This window comes from Candidatus Planktophila lacus (genome assembly GCF_002287925.1).
In the GTDB taxonomy this organism is placed as follows: Bacteria; Actinomycetota; Actinomycetes; order Nanopelagicales; family Nanopelagicaceae; genus Planktophila; species Planktophila lacus.
The window spans coordinates 572,742-587,030 of sequence record NZ_CP016769.1 but is presented as its reverse complement, the minus strand read 5'-3'; the positions used below and the strand labels follow the sequence as shown (position 1 = coordinate 587,030).

The 14,289-nt window shown below is 49.3% G+C and carries 11 protein-coding genes; all 11 read right to left on the bottom strand.

Annotated elements, in window-relative coordinates; genetic code table 11:
- Positions 1–15 precede the first annotated feature (15 nt).
- The gene (murD, locus tag A1s21148_RS02965; RefSeq protein ID WP_095670990.1) at positions 16–1,371 is read right to left on the bottom strand and encodes a UDP-N-acetylmuramoyl-L-alanine--D-glutamate ligase; all 1,356 of its coding nucleotides are present in this window, start codon (positions 1,369–1,371) and stop codon (positions 16–18) included.
- Between the two features lie 12 nt (positions 1,372–1,383).
- Positions 1,384–2,442 (bottom strand): phospho-N-acetylmuramoyl-pentapeptide-transferase, encoded by a 1,059-nt coding sequence (gene mraY, locus A1s21148_RS02960; protein ID WP_095670989.1) that lies wholly within the window; start codon positions 2,440–2,442, stop codon positions 1,384–1,386.
- The gene (locus A1s21148_RS02955; protein ID WP_095670988.1) at positions 2,443–3,828 is read right to left on the bottom strand and encodes a UDP-N-acetylmuramoyl-tripeptide--D-alanyl-D-alanine ligase; all 1,386 of its coding nucleotides are present in this window, start codon (positions 3,826–3,828) and stop codon (positions 2,443–2,445) included.
- Positions 3,825–5,318 (bottom strand): UDP-N-acetylmuramoyl-L-alanyl-D-glutamate--2,6-diaminopimelate ligase, encoded by a 1,494-nt coding sequence (locus tag A1s21148_RS02950; RefSeq protein ID WP_095670987.1) that lies wholly within the window; start codon positions 5,316–5,318, stop codon positions 3,825–3,827. Before A1s21148_RS02950 ends, A1s21148_RS02955 begins: the two co-directional genes overlap by 4 nt.
- Positions 5,318–7,141 carry a peptidoglycan D,D-transpeptidase FtsI family protein gene (locus A1s21148_RS02945; RefSeq protein WP_095670986.1) on the bottom strand — a complete coding sequence of 608 codons (1,824 nt, stop codon included), beginning with the start codon at positions 7,139–7,141 and terminating at the stop codon, positions 5,318–5,320. Before A1s21148_RS02945 ends, A1s21148_RS02950 begins: the two co-directional genes overlap by 1 nt.
- Positions 7,134–7,565 carry a cell division protein FtsL gene (ftsL, locus tag A1s21148_RS02940; RefSeq protein ID WP_095670985.1) on the bottom strand — a complete coding sequence of 144 codons (432 nt, stop codon included), beginning with the start codon at positions 7,563–7,565 and terminating at the stop codon, positions 7,134–7,136. The genes A1s21148_RS02945 and ftsL overlap by 8 nt, the downstream gene beginning before the upstream one ends.
- Positions 7,566–8,522, bottom strand: coding sequence for a 16S rRNA (cytosine(1402)-N(4))-methyltransferase RsmH (rsmH, locus tag A1s21148_RS02935; RefSeq protein WP_095670984.1), 957 nt, complete (start codon positions 8,520–8,522; stop codon positions 7,566–7,568).
- Positions 8,523–8,732: 210 nt separating this feature from the next.
- A complete protein-coding gene (mraZ, locus tag A1s21148_RS02930) occupies positions 8,733–9,164 on the bottom strand; it encodes a division/cell wall cluster transcriptional repressor MraZ (protein ID WP_095670983.1) in 432 nt (143 codons plus the stop codon).
- Between the two features lie 206 nt (positions 9,165–9,370).
- Complete coding sequence (locus A1s21148_RS02925; protein WP_095670982.1) at positions 9,371–9,739, bottom strand: DUF3040 domain-containing protein; 369 nt, start codon at positions 9,737–9,739, stop codon at positions 9,371–9,373.
- A gap of 71 nt (positions 9,740–9,810) precedes the next feature.
- Entirely contained in the window at positions 9,811–11,007 is a 1,197-nt protein-coding gene (gene dinB, locus A1s21148_RS02920; protein WP_095670981.1) for a DNA polymerase IV, read from the bottom strand.
- Entirely contained in the window at positions 11,004–14,282 is a 3,279-nt protein-coding gene (locus tag A1s21148_RS02915) for a DNA polymerase III subunit alpha (RefSeq protein WP_095670980.1), read from the bottom strand. Before A1s21148_RS02915 ends, dinB begins: the two co-directional genes overlap by 4 nt.
- Positions 14,283–14,289 lie beyond the last annotated feature (7 nt).

The window sequence follows — 14,289 nt, the reverse complement described above, 5'->3', positions numbered from 1 at the left end:
CCGGCGGCTTGCGCCTTAACGATGAGCGGATGGCTCGTAGGAGATGAATTGATCCATTGATGCGCAAGCTGGGGCGAGTAAGACCCGATCCCCCGTTTTAGCGCGTTCAGCGGCAGCTTTAACGACCGCCTCCATCAGTGAATTATCTCTTCCGCCTCGCTGATATGTGCCGGGAGCATCGACGTAAACGATTTCAATTTCTGGTGCTTGCGAACGCAATTCATCGGCGATTAGCTCGCGGTCGGCACCGATAAGGATGGCAACTTTAATTCTTGATTTGCACTTAGCGATTAGTTCTTGCATCTCGGCACCCTTAGCTAACCCACCTGCGATCCAGATAGACGATAGTGCTGAGTTTAAAGATGCAACTGTCGCATGGGGATTTGTCGCCTTTGAATCATTTACCCAAGAAATACCATTTATATTTGCAACTTCTTCGATGCGGTGTCTTCCCAATGAGAAATTTTGTAGAGCGCTGCGAACTGCTTCCGGAGATACGCCAAGGGCTCGAACCAGCCCTGCGGCGGCCAAGGCGTTTGCCACATTGTGTGGAACGGTAGGTTTTACATCAACTATCTCTGCAAGCATCGCCGCTTCCTGGGGATCGCTAACAAATGCACGATCCACCAATAACTCTTCAACTATGCCGATTTCACCAGGTGCAGGCGTCTCGAGTGAGAAAAAGACTTTGCGTCCTTGCCAGTGCGCTGCTTGATTTACGACTTCCAAATCTGACGAGTTAAATACTCCTGTCGATGCGCGATCTAGAATCGAGCCCTTAACGCGCGCGTACTCGGTGAAAGTGCCATGCCAATCAAGATGATCTTCTGCAATATTTAAAATCGCTGCCGCCACAAAACTTGCTTCTCTTAACCAGTGCAGTTGAAAAGATGAGAGTTCAAGCACGAGGACTTCATACTTCTCGGGGCTTTCTACGCTTTCAATTACCGTCGTACCAACATTTCCGCAAGCAATGGCTGAAACGCCACCTGCGCGCAGCATTGCCGCCGCCATTTCAACAGTTGTTGTCTTTCCATTGGTTCCAGTTAAAGCGATCCACTTTTGACCGGGAACAAGTTCTGCGCGAAAAGACCAAGCCAGATCAATCTCATTTACCAAACGTATGCCGGCGGCTTGCGCCTTAACGATGAGCGGATGGCTCTCTTTCCAGCCTGGTGAGATAACGATAAATGAAAGCCCATCAACCTGTATTTGATCTGACTTTGAAACTTTAAATCCTTCTACATTTTCAACCTGGTCATCGGCGAAGAGAATCGAAGCGCCTTTAGCGCTGAGTGATCTGGCGACTGCTATTCCAGTTACTCCAGCGCCAAGGATCAAAACGCTCTCGCCCGATAAGTTAATAGCCATTTCTTATCGGCCTTATGCCGTAACCCATTGTGCGTAGAAGAGCCCTAAGCCAGCTGCGACGCAAAGACCAGCGATGATCCAGAAGCGAAGCACAATTGTTACCTCACCCCAACCCATTAATTCGAAGTGATGTTGAAGTGGCGCCATCTTGAAGATTCGCTTTCCACCTGAGATTTTAAAGTAGGCGACTTGCAGAATCACTGAAGCGCTAATGATTACAAATAAGCCACCTAGTGGAATTAGTAGTAACTCAATACGCAAAGTTGTTGCGATTCCAGCAAGGGCGCCGCCCAGTGCTAGCGAACCGGTATCGCCCATAAATATCTTTGCTGGCGAAGCATTCCACCAGAGAAAACCGGCACAGGCCCCAGCTAGCGCTGCAGATAGAACAGCAATATCTAACGGGTCTCGAACTAGATAGCAGTTAGCGCCAGGTGATACCGCGCAACTCTGACCAAATTCCCAAACGCCAATCAAAATAAATGCGATAAATGTCATCACAGCAGCACCAGTGGCTAAGCCATCTAAACCATCGGTGAGGTTCACACCATTGCTGGTAGCGGTCACCATTATGACAACCCAGATTATTACCAAGGTGGTTCCTAAAGTAATTGAGGTATCGCGAACGGTAGATAAATTCTGGGAAATTGGCGTAAGCCCATCGCGATCTGGAAAGTTGATTCCTAAGTAAGCAAAGGTTGCGGCAACCACAATCTGCCCAAAGATTTTCTGCTTGGCATTTAAACCAAGTGATTTCTGGCGAGAAACCTTTAGCCAATCATCTAAGAATCCAAGAAATCCCAGACCTGCCATCAAACCAAGAACTAAGAGCGCTGAGGTGCTAACTGTGTTTCGCGAAATTGCGTGGGCGATGAAATATCCCACTGCCGTTGCGAAAATGATGATGATGCCGCCCATAGTTGGCGTCCCGCGCTTAGTGTGATGCGAAGAAGGTCCATCATCTCGAATAATCTGTCCATAACCGCGGCGGGCAAGTATGCGAATTAAACCTGGCGTTCCGAAGAGAGATAAGAACAAGGCGATCGCACCAGCGATCAGAATTTCTCTCATTTAATTCTCTCCCCCAACTTCACGGCTATTCCACTTTTCAGTGATTGATTCTGCAACATCCTCAAACTTCTCTGCGCGAGATGCTTTCACTAGAACTACATCTCCCTGGCTCATCTGGCTAACTAACTCGGTTGCTAACTCTTTAGAGTCAAGGAGGTGAACTGTCATTGCGCTGGAACCAGTAATCTGCGCGGCATACTCTGGAGAACCCACGCAGACGAGATGGTCAATTCCTAACTCTGAAGCAAGGGTGCCAAGTCGTGAATGGTGTTGAAGCGATGACGCGCCGAGTTCATGCATCTTTCCTAGGAAAGCCCAGGATTGACCGCCCCGTTCTTGGGCAAAGAGCACCAAGGTGCGTAGCGCTGCCTCGGTCGACTCAGGGCTTGCGTTATAAGAATCATTAATCAGCACTAGACCATTTAGCTCTGCGATATCCATTCGCCACTTGCTATGAAGTTCGGCGGTGGAAAGCGCACCGGCAATGAGATCAATTGAGATCTTTAAATTGGTTGCGATCGCTGCCGCGGCAAGTGCGTTAGATACTTGATGAATTCCAACAATTCTTAAGCCAACCGATGCACGACCTGCCGGAGTTACTAGATCAAAATGCGGACGGCCCTCGCGAATTTCAATATCTGTGGCTCGAACATCTGCACTTGTTGTCTCACCAAATGTCACCGTTGCGCCGCTGTGCAAGGAAGCCATAGCTGGCGTGTATTGATCGTATTGACCGAGAACCGCTATCGCAGAGCCGCTTAGTGATGAAATCATCTCTGACTTAGCTTTGGCGACTAACTCTTCGGATCCAAATTCACCAACGTGTGCAGTTCCGACTCTGAGAACAACTCCAATATCTGGAGTGGCCATCTGGCATAACTTTGCGATATCGCCAACATGACGAGCTCCCATTTCTAGGATGCAGAATCTGGTTTTCTCGTCGCATTGCAACAAAGTGATCGGTGCACCTAGTTCATTATTGAAGTTTCCAGCCGGGGCCACGGTAGGTGCGACGGTTTCCAAGATGTGGCGGAGCAGATCTTTACTTGTTGTCTTTCCTTGAGAACCAGTTAGCGCAATTACCTTTAATTCAGGTAGCGCCTGGCGAACATAAGATGCAAGTGAGTTAAGCGCTGCAAGAACATCTTTGACGACTATGCAGCGTTCTGGGACTTCCCTAGTTACAAAGGCGAGAACGCAGCCGTGCGCAAAAGCATCTGAAACGAAGTTATGGCCATCAGTTTTTTCACCTACGAGAGCGAGAAAGATTGATCCTTTAGTCGCTTGATTTGAATTAAAGATCGGTGCTGCTGTGACGGTGATATCACTGCCGATTAAATCTCCGCCGACGATCTTGGCGATCTCTGATGCCTTTAACTCAATCATTTCACACCTGCAATCGCCTGTGCCAAAACTTTGCGATCATCAAAATCTAATTTCTTTCCAGCAATCTCTTGCCCGAGTTCATGGCCCTTACCCAAGATCGCAATTGTGTCTCCTTGCGATGCCAAAGAAACGGCGTACTCAATCGCGCTCTTGCGATCTTCAATTACTCTTGCTGGCTCAGAAACTTTTAACTTACCAACCATCTCTTTGAGAATCTGGCTTGGATCTTCAGATCGCGGGTTATCACTGGTAAACACTGCAATATCGCAACCCTTGAGAAGTGCCTGCCCCATCAAGGGACGCTTTGAGGAATCGCGATCCCCACCGCAACCGAGCACGGCGATAACTTTTCCAGATGTAAATTCGCGAATTGATTCGAGCACGTTAGAGACTGCATCAGGAGTGTGCGCATAGTCAACAAAGGCCGAATAACTCTGACCAACGCTTACCTCTTCTAGCCGACCTGCTGCACCTGATAGCGCCGGAACAGCGGCTGCAATATCGACTGGGTCGACACCAGATTCAACTGCGACAGCGATAGCCATTAAAAGGTTATCCAAGTTATAGCCACCGCGAAGTTTTGTTGAGGATTCAATAAGCATTCCGCCAGAGCCACGAATTTTAAAGTGAACTTGCTTTCCAGAGGTATCAATTTCTGCAAAGTGCCAAGTGGCTTGCGGATTTAGCCGAGATAGAGAGATAACCGGAAGTTCAGTTTTATCAGCCAACCTTGCGCCATATTCAGTATCTATATTGATGACGGCTTGATCTGCAAATTCGTAGGTAAACAACTTGGCTTTGGCTGCAAAGTAACTCTCGATATCTCCGTGAAAATCTAGGTGATCCTGAGTCAAGTTTGTGAAACCCACAAAGGCGAAATGTGCGCCTTGCATGCGATGTAAGACCATGGCATGGCTAGAGACTTCCATAACTAGATGGCGCATATGTCGCTCGCGCATTACCGCCGAGAGCGCTTGCAAATCTGTGGCCTCCGGTGTGGTTCGCGAACTCTCGACGGCATCTTTTCCGATACGTGTTTCGATCGTTCCGATTAGCCCGCTATCGCGCCCAGCTGCTTCGAATATTTGATAAATCAAAGTAGATACAGTCGTCTTGCCATTTGTACCGGTAATTCCGATACTCGATAGATCGCGCATTGGTTCGTTGTAGAACAGAGCAGCGATATTGCCCGCAACGCGGCGAGGATCCGCCACAACTAGAACTGGGATGCCCTGAACGTAAGCGGCTCCTGCACTATCGGTCAAAATCGCTACCGCGCCTTTACTTACTGCGCTCATCGCAAACTCTGCACCATGGCGATTAGCACCCGGTATCGCAATAAAGAGATCTCCGGGTTCTACTTGAGAATCGTTATGAGTGAGGCCGGAAATTTCTATCTTAGAAAGTTCCGCTTCGCTTAATTCACAGGTTGCAGAGACAGCGCCGGCGACTTTCGTTAACTTTAAAGTGCTCTGGCTAAATGGGCGCATTATCTGCTCTTTAAACTCGCCTGTGCGGTTGCCGCAGTTTCGCGACGCTCTTTCTGGCGAAGCTCTGCTTGGGTTAGCGCTACTGGAAGAACTTTTGTTCCAGTTGGTGCAACATGCTCTGCCTGCAATACAAATGTCATAACCTTTTTAAATACTGGACCACCGAGTGAGCCACCGTAGTACGAGCCCTTTGGATCTTGGATAGTCACGCTAACAACATACTTTGGAGCATCTGCAGGGGCAAAGCCAATAAATGATGCGGTGTATCCGCTGTAGCAACCACAATCAACGTTGTAACGTTCGGCAGTTCCAGTTTTACCAGCCACTCGATATCCAGGTATCGCCGCACTTGGCGCGGTTCCGTGTCCTGAAACAACTGATTCCATCATCAAGCGAACCTGTTGTGCAGTCTTTGCGCTAACTACTCTCTGGCTGGTGCGATCTGCGGCCACAGTAAACTTTCCAGTGCTGTCGCTAGTGCCTGCAATAACAGTTGGAGAAACGCGAACACCATCATTTGCGATAGTTGCAAAGATGCTAGTTGCCTGCATTGCGGTAACTGAGTATCCCTGACCAAAAGCAACAGTTGGTGCTGTAGTTCCAGACCAATCGCTGACAGGGCGGAATAACCCTTTAGATTCACCAGGTAGACCAGATCCCGTTGATACGCCGATTCCAAATTTAGTTAAATAGTTGTGCAACTTGTCGCTTGAAAGCATTTCGCCAATTTTTATAGTTCCGGTATTTGAGGAAACTGCCAAGATTCCAGAGGTTGTTAGATGCTGAACGGGATGGCGTTCGTGGTCGTGGAAGGTATCTCCCCCGCGCTTGATTGAGTAAGGAACAGATAGAACCGTCTCTGGAGTTATCTTCCCTTCTTCAAGCGCAGCAGCCAGAGTCATAATCTTTCCAGTTGAACCAGGCTCATAAACATCTTGTACCGATGGATTTCGCATCAACGATTGAGAGACAGTCTTAGTGTTATTTGGATCAAATGTTGGAGCGGTCGCATGCGCCAAAATATGGCCAGTCTTTGGATCCATGACAATTACTGTTCCGCTAGTTGCGCGTGACTTGGAAACCGCTTCTTGAATAGCTTGCGCTGCAACCCACTGCACATCACGGTCGATAGTTAAACGAACCGTTGTGCCCTTCTTTGCCGCAACTATTTCATTCTGTGAACCAGGAATTTCGGCACCTAAGCCACGCGCATATGAATAACGTCCATCGGTTCCGGAAATCAGTGAGTTCATACTTGATTCGAGGCCTGTAGCACCGATTCCATCTTGGCGAACGAAGCCAACAAGCGAGGAGACAAGAGAGCCAGATGGATACTCGCGGATGTAATTGCGCTCGGCGAAGAAACCCAGAATTCGCTTATCAAAATTCTCTTTTGATAGCGCTGCATTATGAGCATCGATGGAATCGCTCAAGGTGCGCCAAATCGCAGGCTTCGCATTTCGAGCAACCATCGAATAACGCTTTGTTCCAGATATCGCGCTCTGTACCTGCGCAACTGTCATTCCAAGGATTGGCGCAGCAAAGTTTGCTGTTGCGGGCGCATCGGTAATTAAGGTTTGGTCAACGACGATATTTATCGCTGAGACGCTGCGTGCAAAGGCAACGCCATTTATATCGGTTATCTCACCGCGCGCAGCTGGGATGGCACGCGTTGACTCCATCTCATTGGCAGCTTTAGCGCGATAGTCGCTGGCTTGGATCGCCTGGATTTGAATCAAACGCGCGGCAAAGAGTAGGAAGAAGATCAAGATAAAGACGATGAGTATGCGGATGCGAGATGCGGCCAGATTTAAATTACCCACGGGCGACATCTCCATTAGTTATTTCAGAAGTTGCAGCGTCTGCAATTGGTGCCAGGTTTAGAAATACGGGAGATTCAGATGGGCGCATTCCGAGTTCAGCTGCTTTCTTAGCTAGCGCCTCTGGTGATGATGCGAGATCAATCTGGCGGTTAATCGCTTCACGTTGATCTGCAACGATCTTTGCTTCAGCCTTTAACTCTGAGAGCGTGAAGGCATCTTGTGCCAACAAAATATTTACAACTAGCAACATCAACAAACCGATACCAGCAACTGCCGATAAGAAGGTTGCAAAGAAGCGATGAGTAGCTTGAGCGCCATCAGAAACATTTGGTACTAACTTTAAGAAGACTTCTGCTGACTTCTCAGAGAGCTTCTGGCGTGGAGCGCGTGGGGTGCGAGTTGCAATCGTCTGGGTAAGTGCCATTTAAGCAGCCAACCTTTCGATCGCACGTAAACGAACCGATGCCGAACGCGGATTATTAGCCAACTCTTGATCAGAAGGTGTTTCACCTGATTTGGAAACAAGTGCAAACTTCGCAGCAAATTCTGGAAGATCAACTGGAAGATCGCGTGGCGTCTTTGAAGTCGAACGCTCAACAAAGATCTCTTTAACGATGCGGTCTTCTAAAGATTGGAAGGAGAGAACAACTACACGTCCCCCAACCATTAAGAGATCGAGGGCAACGGGTATTGCGCGCGTGATTGCACCGAGCTCGTCATTGGCTTCAATTCGCAGGGCCTGGAAGGTGCGCTTTGCTGGATTACCACCGGTACGACGGGTTGCAGCAGGAATGCTCTCTTTAACTAATGTGGCAAGTTCTTGGGTTGAGTTAAGAGGTGCTTTCGCACGGGCTTTAACAATATTTTCCACGATTCGTGTTGCAAACTTTTCTTCACCGTAAGTGCGCAGAATCTTTACCAGTGCGCCTGGAGCATAGGTATTTACAATCTCTGAAGCGGTAATCCCGCGAGTGCGGTCCATGCGCATATCAAGAGGCGCATCTTGTGAATATGAAAATCCGCGATCTACTTCATCTAATTGAATAGATGAAACGCCAAGATCAAAGAGGATCCCGTTAACGCTTTTATAACCATGGCTAGCAACAACTTCGTCGATGCGATCAAAGATTGCATGGTTTGCTTTGAAGCGGTCTCCGAAGCGAGCAAGTCTTGCTGATGCGCGTTCTAAAGCGATTGGATCGCGATCGATTCCAATAACGGTAAGAGTTGGAAACTTTTCAAGGAGGGCTTCGGTGTGACCGCCCAAACCAAGTGTGCAATCAACGATAACTGGTGATTGGCTTAGCAGAGTTGTTGGAGAGAGTAATTCAATGCAACGATCAAGCATTACTGAAATATGTTGCGTACTTGCATCGTTCATACACTCCCCCTTTTCTTAACTAGTTATCTCGCATTTACTTCTTTAACTTCATCTCTCATCTCTGGTCACCGCCGGCCGACGGATCTAACGAAAGCGACACCGGGGAAGGGGTGTCGCTGCCGGCTTTAGGTCGGCGGTGGCCACAGATGAGAGCGCTATTTAGTTTTTTACTTGCTATTTAGTTGTTTTATTAAGTTGTTTTAATTTTTCTCAGAAGAGACCCGGAAAAATCTCCTCTGAAACCTCGGCAAAGCCCTTTTCACGATCTGATAAATAAGAGTTCCAAGCTGCGTTATCCCAAATTTCAACGCGAGTATTTGCACCGATAACAACGCAATCTTTTTCAAGACCTGCATATGTACGAAGTCCTGCAGGAATAGTTACGCGACCTTGGCGATCAGGAATTTCATCGTGTGCGCCGGCAAACATCACGCGCATGTAATCGCGCGCATTCTTTGATGTAACTGGTGCCTGGCGCAGTGTTTCGGTGATCGTTGCAAATTCAGCAGATGGAAAAACGTAGAGACAGCGTTCTTGTCCTTTTGTGATTACTAAACCTGCAGAGAGTTCTTCGCGGAATTTTGCGGGAAGGATTAAGCGGCCCTTTTCATCAAGGCGTGGCTCGTGGGTACCGAGAAACATCTTCGCGAACCCCCTTCCCCGAGGACTCTTGTAAGCGGCAATTCCCGCTTAATCCCCCACTTTACTCCACTTTCCTCCTTTTTCAACCACCCTTCGCCACCCTTCCCCCACCTCCTCCCCACGCCTCTCCACCGGTTTTGCCCGCAAATAGGCAAGAAAAAAGCCCCCGCGTGAGCGAGGGCTTGGGAGATGAGATTTAGCGGCGGTTAGCCGTTATTGCGCTGATCCCAACGATCTTCAAAGCCTTGGGTGAAGCCCTTTCCAAAGCCTTTACCGCGTGGGCGCTTGGCAAATGAACCCTGGCGAGCGCCTTTAGCTGCAGCCGAGATCGCATTAGCCAAGACGATTACGCCTACGAGGGCGAAGATAAAGCCGACGACGCCGACGGCGGTGACTTGTGCGATTAGACCGGCAAAGAGAGTGGCGATTCCTACGATGAGAGCGACCACGCCAATTGCAGCGCCTGGGCCGCGACGGCGAGTACCTGAGAGCGTGGAGACAAGAGCTGGGTCATCAGCTGATAGCGCCTGCTCCATCTCGGCTAGCAAGCGTAATTCGCGATCGGAAAGTGCCATATGCCCACAATAGAACAAGATTTCTCTAGGTGCTAGTTGGTTCACCAACTAGTCCAGAGGACCTAGCGGTGCTAGTCGGTCTCTTCCTCATCGGATTCAGCCTTAATTAGGCGCCCCGGACGCACGCTGCCCCTCCCAAAGCGCGCCTTTGCACGATCAATGGCCCCTTCAGCATCGCGCCAACCCTTCTCGCGCGCACCCAAGACCAACTGTTCTGGTGAATCATCCTGCAAGTTTTCCAATGAGACTCCAACTAAGCGAAGCCGTGCGCGATCGATCTTTAACGCCAAGTAAAGGGCTTTAACAACTTCGTAAACCTCGTGAGTGCTATCGATTGCAAGTGGCAGAGTCTTTGAGCGATTGATCGTTGAGAAATCTGCAAAGCGCACCTTGATGGAAATTGTCTTTGCAAATAAACCTTTTTCGCGAAGTCGCGCAGTTGCCTTCTCGGTCATTCGGAGAAACTCTTGCAAGATCTCAATTGGATTATCTAGGTCTGTCGAAAAAGTTTCGGCCGCCGAAATGGATTTATCTGGTTCTTCAGGCGTGACATCTCGATAGTCGCGGCCCCACGCAAGTTCATAAAGTGAAGCACCTGCTGCATCACCAAGTGCGCGAATCAAAGTGCTGCGAGGCGTGTTTGCGATATCTGCAACTGTATGAAGTCCAAGTCTTTCCAGCTGTTCAGCAGTCTTTGGCCCGACTCCCCAGATTGCGCCAACTGGCAGTGGATGTAGAAAAGTTAAGATGCGATCAGTTGTAATTTCGAGCATGCCATTTGGTTTGCAATGTTGTGAGGCTAACTTTGCAATAAATTTTGAAGGCGCAATACCGACTGAACAGGTGATGCCTTCTTCTCGCTCGACTCTGGCGCGAATCTCTGTTGCGATTTCGCGACCTGTGCCCAGTAATTTGCGCGCACCTGTGACATCTAAGAAAGCTTCATCGAGTGAGATAGGTTCAACTAGCGGGGTAAATGATTCGAAGATCTTCATTACGCGTTCAGAAATTTCAGAGTATCGATGGTGATCTGGTGCGATAAAGATTGCATTAGGCGCCATACGTTGCGCCCGGCCCACTGGCATTGCCGCGCGAATTCCGAATTTACGTGCTGCATAGTTTGCAGATAGGACAACGCCACGTGCACCTGCGCCAACAACAACTGCTTTGCCGCGAAGTTCTGGGTGATCGAGTTCGGCTACAGATGCGTAGAAGGCATCCATATCCACATGCAAGATCGTGGACTCTTGCGCTTTCTCTTGGGTCATATCGCTCTCTCGATTAATTTGCGCGACCACTTTTCATAAGCCTGGCGTAGGTCCCAGGCACCGCTAGCGTTGATCGAGATACCGCGTTCGCCGGTGCGTCTAGTTTTGCCACGGACTAACAATAAGGATGTTGAGTAGAGAGTGGAAGCAAAACCCTCTTGCGCATCAGAGAAGAATGTTGAATCAGTGCAACCATAACCATCATCGAGAGTTAAGAAGATAACGCGCCGCCCAGAGCGCACTGGTGGGGTCTGCATCGCCACCTTTACTCCTGCAACCAAGATATCGCTCTGTGATCGAAGTGTTAGTAGATCCGATGATTTAACTGCGCCGATCGCATTTAGAAATGGCGCATAGAACTCGAGCATATGGTGGGTGATATCCATCCCTAAGCGCTCGACTTCGTTACGCACTTTTTCGGAAGCGCCCATCGCAGGTAATCCACTGGTGGCAAGTGCAGGTGGGGCAAAGCCAAAGACCATCTGCGAACCAGAGATATTTGAGGCAGGTGAACGAGTTAGATCAGATAAATGCAGAAGTAGATCGCGATGATTTAGGGCGCCATCGCTAAGCGAGTGCACTCGATCGAAAGCGCCAGTCATGATTAAGGTTTCGATAATTGGATGTGAGGCACCTGATCTGCGATAGAAATCTGCTAAATCGATATAGGGGCGCCCTGCGATTATCGAAGTGATCTCCCCCGCGCTAATGCCACCAACTGTAGAAAGTGCGATGCGTACGCTGTAAGCGCCATCGTTACTTTTCTCAACCGTATAACTCTCATTGGAAAAATTGATATCAAGCGGTGCCAGCCCAACGCCTAACTGACGCGCTTCATCAACCATCAAACGCTTTGGGTACATGCCCGGATCGTGAGTGAGAACACCGGCGATAAATGCTGCTGGGTAGTGGGTCTTTAAATATGCAGATTGATAAGTGGGAAGTGCGAAAGCTGCAGCGTGTGCTTTACAGAAACCAAAGGATGCAAAGGCGCGCAAGACATCCCAGATCTCGGTAATAGTTGTTAACTCGTAACCGCGCGCGGTTGCGGCAGGAAAGAACCAATCGCAGACTTCTTGTTGGCCTTCTTTGCTGCCTAAAGCGCGCCGTTTTTCATCGGCGGCAGCCAGAGATATGCCAGTCATAGTGGCGATAATTGAGATCACTTGTTCGTGAAATACAACCACTCCTTCAGTTTCAGCCAAGATCTCATATAGATCAGGGTGGATTATCTGCGCCGAAGTAAAGCCATGGCGCGCACTTAAGAAGGGGCGGATCATGTCGCTCTTTACTGGGCCAGGGCGAAAGAGTGAGATATCGATAACGAGATCGTTAAAAGTTTTCGGAGTTAACTTTCCTACTAGTTCGCGCTGCCCTGGGCTTTCAACTTGGAAGATACCTAAGGTGCGCGTTGATTGGATTAACTCGTAAGTTTCTGTGTCATCTAGCGGCACGACATCAATATCAATTTCGGCTTCATCAACTCGTTTTATTTCTGCAACAGCATGGGCAATAGTTGATTGCATCCGAACACCCAGGATGTCGAGTTTTAGCAAACCGATTTCTTCAACGTCATCTTTATCAAATTCGACCATCGGGTAACCACCCGCGTTAAATTGAACTGGCGCGCGATCGAGCAGACCCGCATCAGATAGAACAACGGCGCATGGGTGCATCGCTAAATGGCGCGGCAAGCCATCAAGGCGCTGGGCAAGTGAGATCGCCATCGCGGTAAGGGGCGCCGATAAATTAAGTGAGCGAAGCTCGGGAAGTGATTTAAGAGTTGCCTCGATATTTCGAGCGCGGATATGCGGCATAGATTTTGCAATGAGATCGATCTCCATCGGTGAGATACCAAGTGCGGCGCCGGTATCGCGGATCGCATTTCGGGCGCGGTAGGTGTCGACCATCGCAACGGTTGCACAGCGCGATAGCGCACCTGGTGCGCGCCAATCAGTGTCGCCATAGCGTTTAAAGACCATGTCGTAAATTTCTAAACGTCGTGCGGATTCAACATCGATATCTATATCGGGAAGAGCGCGACGCAGCGGTGAGCAGAAGCGTTCCATCAAAAGGCCATGGCGCATCGGGTCTACGCCAGAGATGCCAAGTAAGTGACAGATCAGAGAACCCGCGCCGCTGCCGCGAGCGGCAACGCGGATATTATTTTGGCGAGCCATATCAGTGATGTCGGCAACGGTTAAGAAATATGACTCGTAACCAAGAGTTGCAACTGTTGCTAGTTCATCATCTAAACGAGTGCGCGCTTTAGCAATAAGCGTTGAATCGTTGTAGCGCCAATTGATTCCGGATTCGCAACGGCTGCGCAGCAAAGTGCGCATTTGATTTGCTGAATCTGCCCCGACTACATGGGGTTCAGGTAGATGGATCGCCCCTAAACCAAGATCGCGTTGTGGCGATAACAACGCGCGTTCGGCCCATTGTCGCGTTGTATTTAAAAGCGCGCGCGGTGTTCGTTCTCCTGCAGCGCGCGCAATTTCGGCGGCGAGTGAAACCATTTGTTCGTTAGATTTTAAATAACCTTCGGCGTTACGTCTTTCGAGGTGGCGTTGATGCAGCGGAACTAATTGGCGCGCACAATCGAGGATGTCAGCAACTGGTCCATCTGCGGCATCGCGCATCCGCACTGCATTGGTGATAACTGCATCGATATCGTGATCGCGGGCAAAGATTAAAGAGCGCGCGGCATGTGTTGTTGAAAACGGGCCTTTGCCAGCAACAAGATGTGAAACACAGTCAATTGCTTGATCGCCAAAGAAGGGGCGAGTCTTATTAAATAACTCGTAGGCGATATCGCTGCGGTGCAAGACTAGCGCTTGGCTTAAAGGTGATTCAGGGCCGTGCAGCAAATGTAACTGTGTTGAGTATTCGCTAAAACTTTGCAGTAGTTCGAGAGTAATAACCGGCTTGCGATCAACGGCGTTCATGGATAACCCAGTCATAAAACGAACAAGTGCCCGCCATCCCCCATCGCCATGTGCCAGAACTGTTACGCGTGGCAGATCTTTTGCGCTTGGATTTTTACTATTAGGGTCGTTTAATAAATCGATAGCTAGGTTTACTCCGATAATCGGTGCGATTCCGTACTGCAGGCAGGCGCGGGCAAAACGAATAGAGCCAGATAAACCATCGCGATCGGTGAGAGCGAGCGCCGGTGATTCAAATTCGGCAGCGCGTTGCACTAGATCTTGCGGCTGCGTTGTCCCGTATTTAAGCGAGAAGGCACTTGATGTACGTAGATGGATAAAACTCATGCTGAAC